Here is a 19122-nt window from a genome sequence, read left to right on the forward strand (position 1 = left end):
TGCATTTCAGGGAAATAAAATTTCGCACAGTTTTCTAGCAAATAGGTAAACACATCAGGCAGGGTAGATAAAAATTGCAGAAAAATTGAGACTGTGAGACCATTTGAATCACGAAGAGATTCAACTCTGGTCGAATAGTTTCAATTTTTCTGCGGGGTTGTTAAAAAGACGGCCTAATGCGTTTACCCTAGGAATATCAATATAAAGCATTGCGAAAATTATCAATTTCTCTTATACTGAATATATGGATAATGTTGCAACTATACCGGTAGATAAAAACAAGATTAAGCAAGCGGTGCAGATGAATATACCCATCTCGATTAACACGTATACGCTCCCCAAGGAAACGGAAACCTACATCGTCGATGTTGCGAAGGCTTTCCTCGAAGCGGTTCATCAGGACGGCATTCAAGACTATATCGTCTATTGCCTCAATGAGCTGACCACAAACGCAAAAAAAGCAAATACCAAGCGAGTGTATTTTAAAGAAAAGGGCTTTGATATTTATGATCAGAAGTCCTACGACGAAGGAATGCTCAATTTTAAACAAGAAAGCCTCGGCAATATCGATTACTATCTGCAGCAGCAAAAAAAAGAGGGGCTTTATATTAAAGTCATTATGCAGGTTAAGCAGGGGCATATTATTTTCGAGGTACGCAATAATGTGCAGATGGTTGCGACTGAATTTAAACGCATTTTTGACCAGATGGTTGTCGCGCGGGACTATGAAAATGTAGACCAAGCTTTTATGCAGGCGATTGACGATACGGAAGGGGCAGGACTTGGTTTAATTATCATGCTTCTTATGCTTAAAAAAATCGGTTTGCAGGAAGATGCGTTCGAATTGATCCCTGAAAAAGACTTAACGATCAATCGGATTACCATTCCGATTGATTTTACAGTGAACCAGCACCTCGTGGAATTGACTAAGACGATTGTAGATTATATTGAAGAAATTCCGCAATTTCCCGAAAAAATCGTGCAAATACAGCGGCTCATCAATGATCCGAATGCAACGATGGGGGCAATTGCATCTTTTATCAGTGATGATATTGCGCTGACAACCGATCTTTTAAAACTCGTCAACTCGGTTGCGTTCGGACTTACAAAAGAATGTATGAGTATTACTGAAGCGGTTAAAATGGCCGGTTTACGGGGTATTCAGCATTTGTTGTATTCCGTTGGAACACTACAAGTTTTAAAAGTAACAGGAAACGAACAAAAAAGGCTGTGGAATCATACCTATCGATGTGCATTTTTCGCATATAATCTTGCTAAAATGCAAGGAAAAACCAAGCTTCTCGAAGAAATATATGTCTGTGCCCTTTTGCACGATTTAGGTAAAATCGTATTCAGTTCCATTTATCCGGAAGTATTGGGAAAGATTAAAGACTTACAAACCGAAAAAAACATTCCCGATCAGGTCATCAAAAGCGTGATGTCGGGGATGGAGCACCAAGCAATCGGTGTCGCTGTTGCTGAAAAATGGCATTTACCCGAAGCTATTATTAATACGATAAAATACCAATACGAACCGGAAGCTGCCCCTAAAAAATATTATGAGCTTGTTTCTACGGTAAGTTTTGCTGAATTTATGTTACAGTTTTTTGACGGCAATATCAGTTACTATCAAATTCCGCCGGTTTTGTTACAGCAGCATAATATTGAAAATGAAGCGCAGCTACGTGAACTATGCGGAAAGCTCAATTCAAAATTCCACGAACCCGTATAACACATCCGTATGAACGAACAGGAATCGACACTCCCGCAGACTTCTATTCCCGCACACGAACACAGCGACATGTGTGGAATGGTCTGTATTCAAGATTTATCGTTTAAATACGGAGCCGGTAAAAAACCATTATTTGAAAATCTCTGTCTTACAATTAAGAAAGGAGCATATATCTCGATTGTCGGCGAAAACGGCGCAGGAAAAAGCACCCTGATAAAGCTGCTCCTCGGACTGTTAACTCCCGATACGGGGAGTATCCGCTGCGGGGCGCACAGTATCGGCTATGTACCGCAAAAAAAGGCGGCGATAACAGGCTTTCCCATTACCGTTTACGAAACCTTAAATTCGTATCGGATATTGCGCAAGCAGCGCGATAAAGGCCTTATCGACCGTTATCTTTCGGATGTCAGGCTACTCGATTACAAATATGCGTTGGCAGGGACGCTATCCGGCGGGCAGCTGCAAAAAATGTATATCGCCCGTGCTCTTATCGGTGAGCCTGATTTACTCATCCTCGATGAACCGTCAACAGGCATCGATATACAAAGCCAGCAGGAAATTTATACCTTTATTAAAAAATTAAATACGGAACAAGGCCTGACGGTTATTTCCGTAGAGCATAACCTTGATGCGGCGGTACTCAATTCAACCGATATTTTCCATCTGGCAAACGGATGCGGGCATCTTTGCAATCCGCAAAAATATGCGGCAGAGTTCCTTCACTTCCGCCGCGCCCCATATACTCCGGATATCCAACTGTAAAAAACAAAGCGCCTAACAATCTTCAGCTAACACCATTGTCCGACACATCCGCATAGAAGAACATTTCAAATATTATACTTGACAACATATTATATTATGAATAATATTATAAAGAGTACAGGAGGTAAAAGTGCTTTTTTCAATTAACTCAGGATTGCTTGAAGCCTGCGTGCTCGCCCTCTTGAGTAATGAAGACTCCTACGGATATAAGTTAACACAGGATGTAAAGGACGTCATGTCCATCTCCGAATCGACACTCTATCCGGTATTAAAACGGCTGCAAACAGCAGGTTTTTTAGAAACCTATGATATGCCCATTGATGGGCGCAATAGAAAATATTACCGTATAACGCCTGCAGGGAAACGGCAGCAGAGCTTGTACTGCGACGAATGGAAGTCTTACAAAGAATTGATCGAAAAAATTTTTAAAGGAGCACAGTGTTCATGACCCGTAGAGAATTTATGGCAGAGCTTGCTGCGCGGCTGCATCGGTTGCCGAAAGAAGATTTGCAAGCTGCATTACAGTATTACGAAGAATACTTTGACGAGGCCGGTAGTCAAAATGAACAAGAAGTGATACGGGAACTCAAAAGTCCTGCTCACATTGCTTCAAAAATTTTATCGGATTACGCCGTAAAAGAAGCAAAAAAAGCCCGAGCCTCTACAAAAAGCGGTTGGCGCGCTTTTTGGTTTACCATACTGGCTATTTGCGCTGCGCCCGTTGCGATACCGCTTATCATCGCCGCAGTGGTAACCATCGTAGCACTCGGATTTGCCGGATTTGCAGTTGTCTTCGCTTTAATAATTGCAGCAGGCGCAATCTTTATTAAAGGAATCGGCAGCTTGTTTTTCGGTTCTGCTACTGCCTTATTACTGTTCGGCAGCGCATTAATACTCGTCGGTTTTGCACTCCTGATTTTTTACGGTATCAGCGCGTTAATCGCCGGTATCGGAAAGCATATCAGGAACAAATCAAATAGATGAACGAGCATTGCTAAAAGCACAAGTGAACTTTTCGCGATTCTCAAAACCACACACATTGGAGGCTTATATGGAAAAGAAACTCTACCGCAGCGAAAGCGATAAGAAAATCTGCGGCGTATGCGGCGGTATTGCCGAATACTTTGACATCGACTCAACCGTTATCCGGTTGCTGTGGATTCTTGCGACTCTTTTTTTCGGAAGCGGTATTTTCTGCTATATTATCTGCGCATTGGTAATGCCTATTAAAAAAGAAAAACCGCTCGAATACGAGTATATCAGGAAAAACACAAGCGATACTGACCGGTAAGGAGAGGAAAATGCTGATGATCATTATTTTGTGCATTCTGCTTAGTCTGTTCGGAATAGGCGGATTAGTCTTTGCCATCGCAGGCGGTCTCCTGAAATTCTCATTCAAACTCTTAATCTTTAGCATTACGTTGATTATTATGATTTTATGCAGCATCCCTCTCCTATTGGCAGGATTATTTTTCAGCGGTTTAGCATTCTTATTTTAGAATATTGCTAAGATATGTTTTTAGAATATTAGGATTATATCGATGAAAAGAAGAATAAGAACGGTATTTACAATTATTGGAATTGGAGGACTCCTCATCATTATTGGAATTCTGATGGGTGGCAACGTGAAAAAGACCTTCTACGACAATGGTTATCTCGATGAGGGATGGTGTATGGACAAGGAGGAATTGTGTATGGATAACGAAAATACAAGTAGTGCCCTATCGACACATACGAATGAAACACAGCTCATATCTGATGCTTCCGTTTTAAAACAGCTAAAAGCGGATGTTTCTTATGCCGCGCTGCGAATTGAACCGCATGATAAGCAATCCATTGCCTACAGCATCACAAATAACACAAAAAGGATCGGAGCTTCCGTACAAATTGACGGCGACACCTTAGTAATCAGCACAAAAAAGAACCACACATGGAGTTGGCCATTCGGATGGAAAGGCGACAGGCTGGGACGTTCTAAAACAACCATCACGGTTAAGATACCTCAAAATACACTGTTTGATACCGCTAACATCAATATCGGGGCTGGCTTACTGATGCTTGACGGTTTTACTGCAAATCAACGGTTTAAATTGAATAGCGGAGCAGGTAAAGTAGACGTCAAAAATATTACCGCCTCAAATGTAAACATCGAAACAGGCGTAGGAGAAACAGTCTTTCACAATTGTAGTTTTACGGATACTGTGATGAACACCGGCATCGGAGAGACCGTCTTTGACGGCAGAATTTTTACGAAACTTGAAATTAACGCAGGAATCGGCGAAATAGACATGCGCATAAATGGAAAAAAAGACGATTATTTGATCAATGCTACCTCAGGGATCGGTTCGATACTGATAGACGGACGCAGTGCGACAGGAATCGACTCCACATTCCGTATCAACAATCAAAATGCGCTGCATACCATCCGTGTTAAGGCCGGTATAGGGGAAGTCAATATCAATTTTACCGAATAACGTTATATATACGAAAGCAGAAACGCATCCTGCTGTTTTTGAATTTTCCGATAGAATAAAAAAAAGAGCTACTTGACAATAATGTTTTTTTGAGATATAAGTATATCTCATTGTTGAGCAATGAATACTAATGTCTCCTTCGTCTAGTGGTTAGGACATCGGGTTTTCATCCCGACAACAGGGGTTCAATTCCCCTAGGAGATGGTTAAAGCCTGAAATAAACCGCGCTGTTTATTTCAGGCTTTTTATTTTCCAGACAGTCAGCTTACTTCTCGCTCAATCTCATACTGAAAAACCTTTTTTCAGCTAGCGTCCCACTTCATCGCTAAAAAAATCTACTAAATCACGGCATTATGCGCTTACATTTTTACTGAAGCCTTTCCAATTTTTCAGCAAGCCGAAGATACGTTTTATTATAAGGATCAAGCGCAATAACTTGCTGCAAATAATAATATGCTTTGCGATAATCCTTATGCTTAAAATACCACTCATATAGAGCAAAGAGCGTCAACGAGCTACGCGGATCGGACAAAAGACTCGACCGTAAGAGGGTCAGTTTCTCCTCATCGCTGGGCGCAAGTAATGCTTGATAATAAATTAAAATTGACTTTAAGGCAGATCGAGCATCACTGAGATGGCGGTTAATAACTTGCCTAAGCGTACCGTATTTTTTTGCACCGTAAAGAACCTGTAAATACAACGCGATAATTTCGTCAGAAGGCCGCTTTTGGGCGGCAGCCATATATACAGCTTGCGCCGTATTCATCGCTTCTTCCCAGTTATTCATCCCTGCGCAGACACGGGCATATAACACGATATCTTGCTCAGAAGGATTATTATTATATAGATACTGTGCGCGTTCAAGGGCGTTTCCCCATCGTTTTTCAGCTATATCTTCTTTGACCAAAAGGCGGATTGCAAGAATATTACGCGGATTTTGTTTTAAAAGTACACTGAGAAAATCATTCGTAGTCTTCCCGTTAACGGTATTTTTTGTTTCAAAGCAAAAATTTGCACAAGCGAGAATAACATCAGGAGATTGCGGATAAAGAGAGTCGGCCTTTTCAAGGCATTGTTTTGCCTCGACAATATTCTTACTCCATTCGAGTAATACACGGCTCCGCAACAGAAGGTAAGCCTTATCAACCTTATTTTGTTTGGCAAACTCATCAAGCAGAGTATTTGCAGCTAAATATTCTTTTTTTTCTACATATAGCCGGACTTGCAAAAAGAAGGCACGCCCAAAATCATTATCTTTTTTGATGACCGCGGAAACAAGTTCCTCAGCTTTTTCAAAATTCCTTTTGTCAAGATATGTTTCGGCAAGTAATAGTCGAATTATTACAGCATCAGGATAACGAGTATACAATCTTTCAGCAATTTTATACGATGTTTCAATGTTATTACTAAAGAGGGCTAAATAAGCAAAGCGCATACCGGCCGGATAGCAGCTCTCATCTTGCGCCCATGCCATCTGATAGTAATTCTCTGCATCTGAAAGCCTACCAAGCTGCTCATATAAAAGCCCTAAAAGATAAGGGGGCAATACGGAAGAAGGATTTAAGCCTCTTGCAATAAAGAGACGTTTTTCCAATACAGTAGCGTATTCCTCCCCCCCGACCCCCTTTATCAAAATCATTGCCGGAATAACCGCATCGAAAAACGTATTTGTTCCAAGGTTTTGTGGATAATTGCTTTTCTCAATTTGATCCAATGCATCAAGATACGGGTCAGCTTGTTGATAATTCGGAGTATTCCAATCGATAGACTCGAGCGGATATAAAAGGCGCATCAACCGGGTAGCCAATGTCAATTGCAATTGTTTTTCCTTCATTAAACCTTGAGAAGTCGCATATACACGGGTTACGGCACTACGAATGCTTGCCGGCGAAGCTATTTCCATATCAGTTTGAACCTGTGAGTCGATACGGTTTGATGCCAAATCAGCGGCAGAAGGTAATGGCAGGATAGTGGCCGAAACAGTCTGTCCAGATATAGAATCAGTATGAGTATTATTTCTTGCCGTAGCACATGATATAAAGAGAAGAATCGGAAATAATAAATACAATACACAATATTTTGAGATAGGGCGAGGAAACAACATCATCAATACCTACCTTTATCCCACTCAGAGGAGTAAAAAAAAGCCCGGCAGCTACCTACTTTCCCACTCTAGATGAGCAGTATCATCGGCGTAATGAGAGCTTGACTTCCGTGTTCGGGATGGGAACGGGTATGACCTCTCCACTATGGCAACCGGGCAATAAAAGACGAAACAAAAAAGAAACGAAATTTATTAAATAAAGGGAAGCGCTTCACTATAAAGCACATAAGGAAAGAAAGCGTAGAGTAAGGAAAAGAACAAAGAAGAGAAGATAATATGGTCAAGCCTCACGACTTATTAGTATTGCTCGGCTAGAACACATTACTGTGCTTAGACCTGCAACCTATCAACCTTGTAGTGTGCAAGGAGTCTTTAGCGGGGTTAAACCCCGAGGGATATGTAATCTTGAGGTGGGCTTCCCGCTTAGATGCCTTCAGCGGTTATCCCTTCCGAACGATAGCTACCCAGCACTTACCCTTGGCAGGATAACTGGTACACCAGAGGTTCGTCCACTTCGGTCCTCTCGTACTAAAAGCAGCCCCTCTCACATATCCAACGCCCATAGCAGATAGGGACCGAACTGTCTCGCGACGTTCTGAACCCAGCTCACGTACCGCTTTAATTGGCGAACAGCCAAACCCTTGGGACCTACTTCAGCCCCAGGATGCGATGAGCCGACATCGAGGTGCCAAACTTTCCCGTCGATGTGAACTCTTGGGGAAAATCAGCCTGTTATCCCCGGAGTACCTTTTATCCGTTAAGTGACGGCGCTTCCACTCGCGACCGCCAGATCACTAAGACCTACTTTCGTATCTGCTTGAGCTGTCACTCTTGCAGTTAAGCCTCCTTGTGCCTTTACACTCACTGCGTCGATTTCCAACCGACGTGAGGAGACCTTCGCGCACCTCCGTTACATTTTAGGAGGCGACCGCCCCAGTCAAACCGCCTGCCTACCACTGTTCCCATTCCGGCTTCACGGAACGGGTTAGAAACCTAATTCATCAAGGGTGGTATTTCACTTGGCAACTCCACTCACCCTAACGAGCAAGTTTCACTGTTTCCCACCTATTCTACACATGATAAACCAAGTCCCAATAGTAAGTTACGGTGAAGGTTCACGGGGTCTTTCCGTCTAACTATGGGTAACCGGCTTCTTTACCGGTATATAAATTTCACCGAGCCTCGCGTTGAGACAGTGCCCAGATACGTTACACCATTCGTGCGGGTCGGAACTTACCCGACAAGGAATTTCGCTACCTTAGGACCGTTATAGTTACGGCCGCCGTTTACCGGGGCTTCAATTGACAGCTTTGCATTACTGCTCACCGCTCCTCTTAACCTTCCGGCACCGGGCAGGTGTCACCACCTATACGTCCCATTACTGGTTCGCAGATGGCTGTGTTTTTGATAAACAGTCGCCTGGGCCTGCTTTATGCTACCTCCACTCATTACTAAACAGAGGTCACACTTCTCCCTAAGTTACGTGTGCTTTTTGCCGAGTTCCTTAACGCGAGTTCTCTCGAGCGCCTTAGATTTCTCATCCTACCTACCTGTGTCGGTTTACGGTACGGTCTTTTATAACCTTAACCTTAGACAGTATTTCCCGGCACCATGACTACTCCCGCTTCGCTTCTCTCATCGATCCACTCGCTGTCGCTTCTCACCTTGGATAGCGGATTTGCCTACTATCCTTCATAACGGCTTGAATACTTCGACCGGAACAACCGTTCTCCGGCCGGGGTTCGCCTCATGCGTCCTGCCATCGAAATTATAAAAGGTATCGGAATATGAACCGATTTCCCATCGACTACGGCTTTCGCCCTCGCCTTAGGGGCCGACTAACCCTGGGCAGATGACCTTTACCCAGGAAACCTGAGGTTTTCGGCGGAAAGGAATCTCACCTTTCTTTTCGTGTACTTATACCTGCATTCTCTCTTCCATCCCCTCCAGTGCCCCTCTCAGGTACACCTTCATCAGTCCATGGAATGCTCCCCTACCGCCTTACACTTAAATCGTGTAAGACCCGTAGCTTCGGTATACTGCTTAGCCCCGTTACATTATCTGCGCATGTATACTCGACCAGTGAGCTATTACGCACTCTTTTAAGGAATGGCTGCTTCTAAGCCAACCTCCTGGCTGTCTAGGTATCCACACTTCATTTCACACTCAAGCAGTATTTCGGGACCTTAGCTGACGGTCTGGGCTGTTTCCCTTTTGACTACGAACCTTGTCGCACGCAGTCTCACTCCTATACGTTGATTACCGGCATTCAGAGTTTGATTGGGTTTGGTAGGCGGTGAAGCCCCCTAGTCCATCCAGTGCTTTACCTCCGGTAATTTTGTATAAGGCTGTCCCTAAAGGCATTTCGGGGAGAACCAGCTATTTCCAGGTTTGTTTAGCCTTTCACTCCTAGTCACAAGTCATCCAAACCTTTTTTAACAGATTGTAGTTCGGTCCTCCACAGCGTTTTACCGCTGCTTCAACCTGCTCATGACTAGATCACTCTGGCTTCGGGTCTACGACATGCAACTTCACCTTCGCCCATTTCAGACTCGGTTTCCCTCCGGCTCCGGAACTCCTATTCCTTAACCTCGCTGCATACCGTAACTCGCAGGCTCATTCTACAAAAGGCACGCTACTACCCACAAGGGGCTGTAACATCTTGTTGGTTTATGGTTTCAGGTTCTATTTCACTCCCCTCACCGGGGTTCTTTTCATCTTTCCCTCACGGTACTTGTCCGCTATCGGTAGCCAACTCGTATTTAGCCTTGGATCGTGGTCGACCCGGATTCCGACAGGATTTCTCGTGTCCCGCCGTACTCAGGTACTGCACCGGCAAGATGACTGTATTTCGTATACGGGGATTTCACCCTCTCTGTCAGGCTTTCCCAAAACCTTTCTACTATACATTCATTTTATCACTTGCTGTACGTAAGCCCGTGCAGCCCTACAACCCCCGTTTAACGGGTTTGGGCTCTTCCAATTTCGCTCGCCACTACTTTCGGAATCTCTTTTGATGTCTTTTCCTTGAGTTACTTAGATGGTTCAGTTCACTCAGTATCGCTTTACCTCTCTATTTTATTCAAGAGCGTAATGATAGGATCTCTCCTATCGGGTTACCCCATTCGGCAATCTCCGGATCACAGGATATGTGCTCCTCCCCGAAGCTTTTCGCAGCTTATCACGGCCTTCTTCGCCGGTTGGCTCCAAGACATCCACCATAAACCTATTCTTCGCTTGACCATATTATGTTCCCTTCTTAAAACGTTTGCTTATTCAAGCAATCGCCAAGAACATTTCTTTTTACCTTATTTCTCTACTCTCCGGCTCATTCCTTTTCAACAAAAAAAACTCGCCTTCAAGCATTCTTTCTTTCCCTTCCCTCATCTTTCAAAGAACAATTTCTTTATTCCGATTATTCAAGCGGAATAAAGATTTCAGCTATTTACTCAGCTGTTAATGGGCCTGATTAGAGTTGAACTAATGACCCCTTCCTTATCAGAGAAGTGCTCTAACCAACTGAGCTACAGGCCCGTATAAAAAAAGAGAGGGAAAGAAGAAGCGATAAGCGAAAGCTTTGTGTACAACTTACAAAGCATTTAGTATTACCTTTCTCTAAGAAAGGAGGTGATCCAGCCGCACCTTCCGGTACGGCTACCTTGTTACGACTTCACCCTCCTTACCAAGCGTACCTTCGGCACCGTCCTCCTTTGCAGGTTAGACAAGCGACTTCGGGTACCCCCAACTCGGATGGTGTGACGGGCGGTGTGTACAAGGCCCGGGAACGTATTCACCGCGCCGTGCTGATGCGCGATTACTAGCGATTCCAACTTCATGAAGTCGAGTTTCAGACTTCAATCCGAACTACGATTGCTTTTTTGCGGTTTGCTCCACCTTACGGTCTCGCTTCGCTTTGTAGCAACCATTGTAGCACGTGTGTAGCCCTGGACATAAGGGCCATGATGACTTGACGTCATCCCCACCTTCCTCCGATTTGTCATCGGCAGTTCCGCCAGAGTCCTCAAGCTTTACCTGTTAGTAACTGGCAGTAGGGGTTGCGCTCGTTGCGGGACTTAACCCAACACCTCACGGCACGAGCTGACGACAGCCATGCAGCACCTGTCTAGCAGGGTATTGCTACCCAGCCTTATCTCTAAGACCTTCTACTAGATGTCAAACCCAGGTAAGGTTCCTCGCGTACCATCGAATTAAACCACATGCTCCACCGCTTGTGCGGGCCCCCGTCAATTCCTTTGAGTTTCACCCTTGCGGGCATACTCCCCAGGCGGTACACTTATCGCGTTTGCTTTGGCACTGAAGCTCTTGCCCCAACACCTAGTGTACATCGTTTACGGTGTGGACTACCAGGGTATCTAATCCTGTTCGATCCCCACACTTTCGCATCTCAGCGTCAATTATCGGCCAGAAACCCGCCTTCGCCACCGGTGTTCTTCCAAATATCTACAGATTCCACCCCTACACTTGGAATTCCAGTTTCCCTTCCGTAATTCAAGTTACACAGTACCCAATGCTATTCTGGGGTTAAGCCCCAGGATTTCACATCAGGCTTACATAACCGCCTACATGCCCTTTACGCCCAATAATTCCGAACAACGCTCGCCCCTTACGTGTTACCGCGGCTGCTGGCACGTAATTAGCCGGGGCTTATTCGTCGATTACCGTCATCAGATGAGCATTCCCTCTCATCCTTATTCTTCATCAACAAAAGGATTTTACAACTTTTCAGCCTTCTTCATCCACGCGGCGTCGCTCCGTCAGACTTCCGTCCATTGCGGAATATTCTTAGCTGCTGCCTCCCGTAGGAGTTTGGGCCGTATCTCAGTCCCAATGTGTCCGTTCACCCTCTCAGGCCGGATACCCATCGTCGCCTTGGTGGGCCGTTACCTCACCAACTAGCTAATGGGACGCAAGCTCATCCTCAAGCGAAGCCGTAGCTTCCTTTCCTCAACACCTCTTGTGAAGCGCCGAGTGTATTCGGTATTATCTGCTATTTCTAGCAGCTATCCCCATCTTAAGGGTAGATTACCCACGTGTTCCTCACCAGTCCGCCACTCTAGGAGAGAAGCAAGCTTCTCTCTTGCCGTTCGACTTGCATGCTTAAGACGCGCCGCCAGCGTTCGTTCTGAGCCAGGATCAAACTCTCCATTATTTTATTTCAAACACCCCGAAGGGCGTCTGATTTCAATAATTTTCAAGCAAGTCCCGTTTCTTTTATTTTAGGAACGTTGACCTCGAGAGAAAAAAAATAACAACACAAAGCAACTATCCATCACCCTGCGCCACTTCTTCTCTCATTCTTTGTTCTACGCTTATTTTCCTTACCAAAGATGATTGCTCTTTGGCTTTCTTCTTTCCCTTCCCTTTAATTTCAAAGACCAGTTCACTCACTCCGACGCTCTGGCTTAGTGCGCCGCAGCGAAGAAGAATATATCACAAAATCATTTATTCTGTCAAGCGCATTTTGCTTTTTTTCTTTTGTTTTTTTTAATTTAGTAAGCGCCCAAAACATAAAAACGCCGCTTCAGCATCATCGCTACGGAAGTCTATGCGTATCAAAAAAAGAGAAGACCGACAAACTCCGTTAGCGTGATGTGTTTATACATCTAAGGGGACCCTCTAAAAAACTGAGGTTTTTAGAGGTTCCCAACTGTACACTTCTGATATTATTATTGAAGAAAGCAGTAAAAGTATGCACAGAGAGATATAAACTTGTGGAGAATAGGGGATTCGAACCCCTGACCTATTGATTGCGAACCAATCGCTCTACCACCTGAGCTAATTCCCCAAAAACGGTATGAGTATATAGTTTTTCGATAAATTGAGCAATAGTTTTTTAAGATAATATTTTAGAAGATACAAAAATACAAAATAAAATCCTTGACTTTTCCGACAAAGTCCCGTACACTAAATATATGAACTTGAAAACTGTTTTGACACCTGAAACTGTCAATCTCCATTTAAAAGGAACCTCTAAAGAGGAAATCATTGATGAATTGCTTGAAATGCTTGTTCAGGCAGGAAAAGTAAAAGATAAAGCCGTTGCCCGAGCCTGCGTGTTAGATCGTGAACGCAAAATGTCTACGGGAATGAAGCATGGTATCGCAATCCCACACGGAAAGACCGATTCAGTAAACGATCTTGTTGCCTGTATTGGCATTTCGGATCATCCGGTCGATTTTGATTCGTTAGATCAAGAACCATGCCGCATTTTTATTATGACACTTTCACCGATTGACAAAACAGGTCCGCACTTGCAATTTTTGGCTGAAGTCAGCCTGTTGTTCAAGAGTGCCGAAAAGCGACAAGAAATACTGAATGCAACTGACAAGTCCGATATTATCCGTATTTTAACCGAATAGTGTACGCGACTAACGTAAATGCACTTAAACTAACAAAGTATGAGGAGGTTTTATGCTTGTAAATGTATTAACAGCAGGGGACGATGTAAGTGAAAAATTAAAGACATACTGCAACGGGTTACCCGACGTCGATAAGAAGATTATGGATGCTGCATCCGATGAAGGAAAAAGCTTTATGGGCGCACATGGCGTATCTGCAGCTCCGATGGTAGTCGTACTTGATGAAGACGGAAAAGATTTATTGAAGACTACCGATATGAACGAACTCGAAAAGTTCTTTTCTTAGATTTCAGCAGACTTAATTTAAAACCTCTCGGGAACATTATTCCGAGAGGTTTTCTTTTAATATATGGCTATATTTTTCTCTGCTTTACAAGCAAAAGAGCCGCACCGTATTTAAAGATTTTTATACATATTCCACGTTGATTCAATCAAGGTTTTTACATCAGAATATTGAGGATTCCAGCCTATCGTTTCGCGGGCATGCTGTGATGTTGCATAAAGCTCGGCGGGGTCTCCGGCACGGCGGCCGACAAAGCGTGCGGGTATTGCCTTTCCGGTAATAGAGCGAGCAGCGGTAAGCATTTCGCTGACGGTAATTCCAACTTCGCTGCCGAGATTGGCGATAAGACTACTATTTTCCTTATCGATATAATGCAGTGCATCGGTATGCGCTTTCGCGAGGTCGCTCACGTGTACATAGTCACGAATGCAGGTTCCATCGCGCGTGGGGTAATCGTTGCCGAAAATCTGAAGCTCCTTCCGCATACCGGCAGCTACCTCCATAATAATCGGCAGGAGGTTCTGAGGATTCCGCTCAAGCCCCTTAACAGCACCTTCCGGATCATAGCCCGCTGCATTAAAATACCGCAGCGATGCAAATTTAAGCCCCTTTAACCGGTCATACCATTGCAAAAACTCTTCCGTTTTGAGCTTGGTAAACCCATAATAGCTTTCGGGATTCTTCGGGTGCTTTTCGTCGATGGGGAGATATTCCGGCGAACCGTAGACGGCAGCCGACGACGAAAAGACAAAACGAAGGCAGCCGTGCTTAACCGCTGCATTTAAGATATTCATCGTTGCCGAAATATTATTGATGGAGTATTTTTCGGGGGCAACCATTGATTCCCCTACCGCCTTAAATGCAGCCAAGTATACGGCGCCGTCAAATCCACGGGCAAAGGCTGCGTCAATATCATCACTGTGGCGGGTATCTCCTGCGATGAACTCCGTACCCGGAAAAATATTGCAAAGCTGCCCCGTCGATAAATTGTCGAACACCGTAACCGAATGACCGGCATCGAGCATTGCTTTAACTACATGGCTGCCGATATATCCGGCGCCACCGATAACTAATACACGCATAGTAAACCTCTTATAAGCCTCTTTTCCGACATTGCTAAATCATCAAACCGTTATGTTTAATCGGTCTGCCCGATATGCCGTAATGAGGTGATATTCCGTAATCGCTTTGTCAATTCTTTATTTTTACTCAGTGTTTCTATGGGAAGAGGAAGCCGATATGTCCAGTTTGATTCGCTGACGGTACCGGGGATGTTAATCCGCTCATCCTGTGCCTTGACAGTATGTAATTCATCGATCATAAGCCCCAGCCAATCCTGTATGGGGAAAATGGCAAAGATCGACGGAACTTTAACTAAGGCGCTCAATAACGCTGCGGCTAAGTCTGCTGTGTAGGCAGGTTTTTCCCCTTCGATAGGGCACAGCGCTGTCCGCATCTCTCCGTCAATAAGCAGCGCATCAAAGAACGAAAGCATATCGGTATACGAGAGTTCTTGTTCCCACCATCCCCGCATCGTTGATGAATCGTGCACGGAGGTTACCGCAACCGCTGCTTTCGGATAATCTTGCAGCGGAATAAAAGGACAGCAGGGTTCAGCCCATCTGCGTTCCCATCGGAATACCCGAAGGCTCAAAATCTGCAATTTTTCCAGAACCTCCGGTAATGCCGCCGGTTTCGCCCCCAAATCTTCGGCGCACGGCTGCATATCGACGAACGTGCACAATTCCGACAAAATATCCTCTGCTTGCGCCGCCCAGAGTTTATTTTGCTCTGTTTCTTTTTCTTCTACCAACAAAGAAAATCGTCTTTGTTCATCCTCCGATAACGTTCTCCACGCAGTGGTATTCCGGTACAGATATACCGCAGTATATACGGTATTACCGTGCAGGTCTTTTCCGGCTTTTACCAGCATACGATCAGTCCATTTTTTCCGCAAAGCCGTTTCCACTTTTGCAGGAAGCCCGCGGCGATGAAGACCGGACTCACTTTGTATTCCTGCTTTAAAAAGCCACAGCTCCTCAGTACCGATCCTATCGGCAACTTTACGCAACAGACCATGCGCATACAGATAATCACCATTCACTGCATTTTGAACGATATCGGTATTGATATGCGGCTCTGCCATCCATCGGATACGGTCTTCGGAAAAGCCCGCTTTTTTCAAATCCTCAATTGTTATTTCCGAATAGGGAATAGGCTTACCTAAAAGCCCTGTCATTTCTCCTTTGGGAATAGCCCAAATTCTAAAAAAACCTAAAATATGATCGAGCCGGAAGGCATGGTAATACTGCGACGCATGAGCAAGCCGATCCTTCCACCAACGATAGCCGGTTGCTTTTAAATTTACCCAATTGTAAATAGGGAATCCCCAATTTTGCCCGGTAGGATTATCCCCGTCAGGCGGACTACCGGCGCGAAGGTCACTGCGGAAATATTCAGGATGAGCCCACACTTCCACTGAATCCTCGTTCATCAAAATCGGAATATCGCCTTTTACCAGAATCCCGTTATCAGCGCAATAAGTAACGGCTTTCAATAATTGCTTATGCAAATGCATTTGTACCCACGCATAGAATAGATGCTCTCGCTTCAAAACAGGATCGTTCCATGCAGCAGTGATTTTTGCCGTTGAAGGAGAACGCATGCCGACACATTCTTTCCAATCCTTCCACGAAGCATGATAGTTTTGTCGCTTAATATTTTTAAACACCGCATACTCGATTATCCACGGATTTGCCTCTATCCATTCCGCAAGCTCACCGGTCTGAGAATCTGCAATAATCTGCTTTTCGGATTTATTAAACACGGCATGCAGCAGTACGTTTTTTTCATGAAGTATATCGCGGTATCGGAACCGCTCCCCCGGAGTATGCGGTTCAAAAGCAATGCGTATTTTTTTTATCTCAGTCTTAAAGGTATGCGCTTCCGGTATATCGTCCAAACAGATGTAGAGGGGGTGCAATGCAAAAGCAGAAAGAGCGTTATACGGAGAGCTGTCGGTTCCCGTATCATTGACGGGTAAAAGCTGAATAATGCGCAATCCTGCTTTTTTACAAAAATCTGCAAAAGGAATAAGGTCGGAAAATTCACCGACGCCGCAGCTTTTTTGACTATACAAAGCGGAAACCGGTACGGCAGTCCCGCATAAAGCTTGATTAAGCGGTGTACATTTCATCTCATTCCTCCTAGTCAACTACGATTATCATAGACCAAAAACGCAAAGTTAGAAAGAGGGGAATAGCAATCAATAATTTTATTTGACAAAAGACCATATGCGTATTACCGTATATTGTATAAGGAAACTTCCAAAATCCGAATATTTTTGAAAGCTCCCTATCCCGTATCTTATAAAGGAGAAATATATGAAAAGTATACCGGCAGAAACACTACAGCGAAATATAAAGTATTTGGATTTACTCTCCCGCTCATTTCCCAATGTTACCACCGCAGTTGAAGAAGTGGTCAATCTGAAAGCCATCCTGAATTTACCGAAAGGAACCGAGCATTTTTTGACGGATATTCACGGAGAAGCGGAAGCATTTAATCATGTGATGCAAAATGCGTCGGGCGCTATCCGGCGGAAAGTATCCGAAGAACTCAGCTCAACAGTCAGTATTGACGATTTAGAAGAACTCACTACCCTCATCTACTATCCTAAGGAAAAACTCGAACTGATCAAAGCGGAAAAAAAGGCCAATATTACAAACTGGTACGAATTAACTATTTACCGGCTGGTACGGGTAGCGCGGGCAACAGCGTCAAAGTATACACGATCAAAGGTGAGGAAACTGCTGCCGAAGAGTTTTGCCTACATAATGGAAGAGCTGTTGCAGGAAGATGAACACCGCTTTAACAAAAAGGATTATTATAGCGAAATTATCAAAAGCCTCGTGGAATACGGACGTGCGGATTTATTCATCATTGAACTGTCCGAAGTAATAAAAAAATGCACCATCGATCATCTGCATATTATCGGCGATATTTTTGACCGCGGCCCGTCCCCACACAAGGTGATGGATACGCTGATGGCGCAGAACAGTCTTGATATCCAGTGGGGCAATCACGATATCCTCTGGATGGGAGCTGCTGCGGGATGCCGTGCGTGTGTTGCAACGGCGATACGGATTGCGCTCCGCTATTCCAACATCGACGCTATCGAGGATGGATACGGCATCAGCCTGCTGCCGCTGGTAAGTTTCGCACAGCATGTGTATAAAGATGATCCGTGCACGCGGTTTATGCCGAAAGTAAACGAGAAAAAGCCCTTCGACGTCGATGCGGAACTGCTCGCAAAAATGCATAAGGCAATCAGCATCATTCAATTCAAAATTGAAGAGAATATCATTGAGCAACATCCTTCGTATAATATGGAACACCGGAGACTTTTGCGAACGCTTAATCCTACTGCGGGTACCATCGAAATTGAAGGAAAGACTTATACCCTGAACGACACCTCGTTCCCGACCATCGATCCCGCACATCAAACAGCGCTTACCGATGAAGAGCAGTACCTCATCGATACACTGACCAATACGTTTATGACCAGCGAAAAGCTCAAGCAGCATGTGCGGTTCTTGTATGCAAAGGGGAGCATGTACCGGCGCTATAACGATAACCTGCTCTTCCATGCCTGCCTGTTGCTGAACGAGGACGGCAGCTTTAAGGAGAAAGAGATAGACGGCGCCGTATATTACGGTAAAAGCCTGATGGATAAATACGACCAGATGGCGCGGGAAGCCTACTTTTCCGGACAGAATGCAGACTTTCTGTGGTTTTTATGGTGCAATCAGGATTCGACGCTGTTCGGCAAGACGAAGATGACCACCTTTGAACGCTACTTTATCGATGATAAAGCAACGCATAAGGAGCCGTCCTCGCCGTATTATAAGCTGATGGAACGGGATGACGGAACGCTTGCCGCACGGATACTCAAGGAGTTCGGATTAAGCGGTAATGCCCACATCGTTAACGGGCACACACCGGTCAAAGTTGCCAAGGGGGAAAGTCCGATTAAAGCGGGCGGCAAGCTCTTGGTTATCGACGGTGGATTTTCCAAGGCTTATCAAAAGACTACCGGCATTGCAGGCTACACGCTCACCTATAATTCTTACGGAATGACGCTGATAAGCCACCACCCGTTTGAGTCCGTAGACAAGGTTTTACGCGAAGGTTTCGACATTGAATCGACCAAAGAGGTGATCGAAACTTTAGTTGAACGAAAGCGGGTTGCGGATACCGACACCGGCGCCGACATGAAGGAAAAAATCCAAAACTTGGAAATGCTGATCAGCGCTTACAACAAGGGAATTCTAAAACAGCAGGATTAACAAGGCAATAACAATGGCTGCTAAAACCGGCTGCGGTTT

At 44.7% G+C, this 19122-nt stretch carries 13 protein-coding genes, 3 tRNA genes and 3 rRNA genes; 11 read left to right on the forward strand and 8 right to left on the reverse strand.

Annotated elements, in window-relative coordinates; genetic code table 11:
- The first annotated feature begins 244 nt into the window (after positions 1-244).
- The 8 genes from ABK01_RS00925 to ABK01_RS00960 all read left to right on the forward strand — a co-directional run bounded on the left by ABK01_RS00925 (position 245) and on the right by ABK01_RS00960 (position 5172).
- The gene (locus tag ABK01_RS00925) at positions 245-1732 is read left to right on the forward strand and encodes an HDOD domain-containing protein (protein ID WP_253675884.1); all 1488 of its coding nucleotides are present in this window, start codon (positions 245-247) and stop codon (positions 1730-1732) included.
- A gap of 78 nt (positions 1733-1810) precedes the next feature.
- Positions 1811-2494 (forward strand): metal ABC transporter ATP-binding protein, encoded by a 684-nt coding sequence (locus tag ABK01_RS00930; RefSeq protein WP_371922055.1) that lies wholly within the window; start codon positions 1811-1813, stop codon positions 2492-2494.
- A gap of 130 nt (positions 2495-2624) precedes the next feature.
- Positions 2625-2942: a PadR family transcriptional regulator gene (locus ABK01_RS00935; protein WP_253675886.1), complete on the forward strand. Its 318-nt coding sequence runs from the start codon at positions 2625-2627 to the stop codon at positions 2940-2942.
- Complete coding sequence (locus tag ABK01_RS00940; protein ID WP_253675887.1) at positions 2939-3478, forward strand: DUF1700 domain-containing protein; 540 nt, start codon at positions 2939-2941, stop codon at positions 3476-3478. Before ABK01_RS00935 ends, ABK01_RS00940 begins: the two co-directional genes overlap by 4 nt.
- A gap of 67 nt (positions 3479-3545) precedes the next feature.
- A complete protein-coding gene (locus ABK01_RS00945) occupies positions 3546-3785 on the forward strand; it encodes a PspC domain-containing protein (RefSeq protein WP_253675888.1) in 240 nt (79 codons plus the stop codon).
- Between the two features lie 10 nt (positions 3786-3795).
- Complete coding sequence (locus ABK01_RS00950; protein WP_162664505.1) at positions 3796-3993, forward strand: hypothetical protein; 198 nt, start codon at positions 3796-3798, stop codon at positions 3991-3993.
- A 42-nt stretch (positions 3994-4035) separates the two neighbouring features.
- Positions 4036-4968 carry a DUF4097 family beta strand repeat-containing protein gene (locus tag ABK01_RS00955; protein ID WP_253675889.1) on the forward strand — a complete coding sequence of 311 codons (933 nt, stop codon included), beginning with the start codon at positions 4036-4038 and terminating at the stop codon, positions 4966-4968.
- Positions 4969-5100: 132 nt separating this feature from the next.
- Positions 5101-5172, forward strand: a tRNA-Glu gene (locus tag ABK01_RS00960).
- A 163-nt stretch (positions 5173-5335) separates the two neighbouring features.
- On the opposite strand, the gene ABK01_RS00965 is transcribed toward ABK01_RS00960, so the two are convergent.
- The 6 genes from ABK01_RS00965 to ABK01_RS00990 form a co-directional block, all read right to left on the reverse strand.
- Positions 5336-6871, reverse strand: coding sequence for a tetratricopeptide repeat protein (locus tag ABK01_RS00965; protein WP_253675890.1), 1536 nt, complete (start codon positions 6869-6871; stop codon positions 5336-5338).
- A 243-nt stretch (positions 6872-7114) separates the two neighbouring features.
- Positions 7115-7229 (reverse strand): 5S ribosomal RNA (gene rrf, locus ABK01_RS00970).
- 119 nt (positions 7230-7348) lie between these two features.
- A 23S ribosomal RNA gene (locus ABK01_RS00975) occupies positions 7349-10315 on the reverse strand.
- Between the two features lie 217 nt (positions 10316-10532).
- Positions 10533-10606 (reverse strand) — tRNA-Ile (locus ABK01_RS00980).
- 86 nt (positions 10607-10692) lie between these two features.
- A 16S ribosomal RNA gene (locus ABK01_RS00985) occupies positions 10693-12242 on the reverse strand.
- The 16S, 23S and 5S rRNA genes sit together here with 1 tRNA gene alongside, the layout of an rRNA operon.
- 563 nt (positions 12243-12805) lie before the next feature.
- Positions 12806-12878, reverse strand: a tRNA-Ala gene (locus tag ABK01_RS00990).
- A 127-nt stretch (positions 12879-13005) separates the two neighbouring features.
- Here ABK01_RS00990 and ABK01_RS00995 point away from each other — a divergent pair.
- Positions 13006-13452, forward strand: a complete 447-nt coding sequence (locus tag ABK01_RS00995; RefSeq protein WP_016522864.1) for a PTS sugar transporter subunit IIA — start codon at positions 13006-13008, stop codon at positions 13450-13452.
- 52 nt (positions 13453-13504) lie between these two features.
- Positions 13505-13738: a thioredoxin domain-containing protein gene (locus ABK01_RS01000; RefSeq protein WP_016522863.1), complete on the forward strand. Its 234-nt coding sequence runs from the start codon at positions 13505-13507 to the stop codon at positions 13736-13738.
- A gap of 110 nt (positions 13739-13848) precedes the next feature.
- Here the strand turns inward: ABK01_RS01000 and galE are convergent, their stop codons facing one another.
- Positions 13849-14817, reverse strand: coding sequence for a UDP-glucose 4-epimerase GalE (gene galE, locus ABK01_RS01005; RefSeq protein ID WP_253675891.1), 969 nt, complete (start codon positions 14815-14817; stop codon positions 13849-13851).
- A gap of 56 nt (positions 14818-14873) precedes the next feature.
- Positions 14874-16931 carry a 4-alpha-glucanotransferase gene (locus tag ABK01_RS01010; protein WP_253675892.1) on the reverse strand — a complete coding sequence of 686 codons (2058 nt, stop codon included), beginning with the start codon at positions 16929-16931 and terminating at the stop codon, positions 14874-14876.
- A gap of 187 nt (positions 16932-17118) precedes the next feature.
- On the opposite strand from ABK01_RS01010, the gene ABK01_RS01015 reads away from it, so the two are divergent.
- Positions 17119-19083, forward strand: coding sequence for a fructose-1,6-bisphosphatase (locus tag ABK01_RS01015; RefSeq protein WP_253675893.1), 1965 nt, complete (start codon positions 17119-17121; stop codon positions 19081-19083).
- Positions 19084-19122: the final 39 nt, after the last annotated feature.

The sequence above is a fragment of the Treponema sp. OMZ 305 genome (assembly GCF_024181325.1).
Taxonomy (GTDB): Bacteria; Spirochaetota; Spirochaetia; order Treponematales; family Treponemataceae; genus Treponema.

Bases quoted from the DNA above. Each gene is read 5' to 3' on its own strand.
- ABK01_RS00950 (WP_162664505.1), top strand. From the start codon at position 3,796: ATGCTGATGATCATTATTTTGTGCATTCTGCTTAGTCTGTTCGGAATA.
- ABK01_RS00945 (WP_253675888.1), top strand. From the start codon at position 3,546: ATGGAAAAGAAACTCTACCGCAGCGAAAGCGATAAGAAAATCTGCGGC.
- ABK01_RS00955 (WP_253675889.1), top strand. From the start codon at position 4,036: ATGAAAAGAAGAATAAGAACGGTATTTACAATTATTGGAATTGGAGGA.
- ABK01_RS01010 (WP_253675892.1), bottom strand. From the start codon at position 16,931: ATGAAATGTACACCGCTTAATCAAGCTTTATGCGGGACTGCCGTACCG.
- galE (WP_253675891.1), bottom strand. From the start codon at position 14,817: ATGCGTGTATTAGTTATCGGTGGCGCCGGATATATCGGCAGCCATGTA.
- ABK01_RS01015 (WP_253675893.1), top strand. From the start codon at position 17,119: ATGAAAAGTATACCGGCAGAAACACTACAGCGAAATATAAAGTATTTG.
- ABK01_RS01000 (WP_016522863.1), top strand. From the start codon at position 13,505: ATGCTTGTAAATGTATTAACAGCAGGGGACGATGTAAGTGAAAAATTA.
- ABK01_RS00965 (WP_253675890.1), bottom strand. From the start codon at position 6,871: ATGGAAATAGCTTCGCCGGCAAGCATTCGTAGTGCCGTAACCCGTGTA.
- ABK01_RS00940 (WP_253675887.1), top strand. From the start codon at position 2,939: ATGACCCGTAGAGAATTTATGGCAGAGCTTGCTGCGCGGCTGCATCGG.
- ABK01_RS00930 (WP_371922055.1), top strand. From the start codon at position 1,811: ATGGTCTGTATTCAAGATTTATCGTTTAAATACGGAGCCGGTAAAAAA.
- ABK01_RS00925 (WP_253675884.1), top strand. From the start codon at position 245: ATGGATAATGTTGCAACTATACCGGTAGATAAAAACAAGATTAAGCAA.
- ABK01_RS00995 (WP_016522864.1), top strand. From the start codon at position 13,006: ATGAACTTGAAAACTGTTTTGACACCTGAAACTGTCAATCTCCATTTA.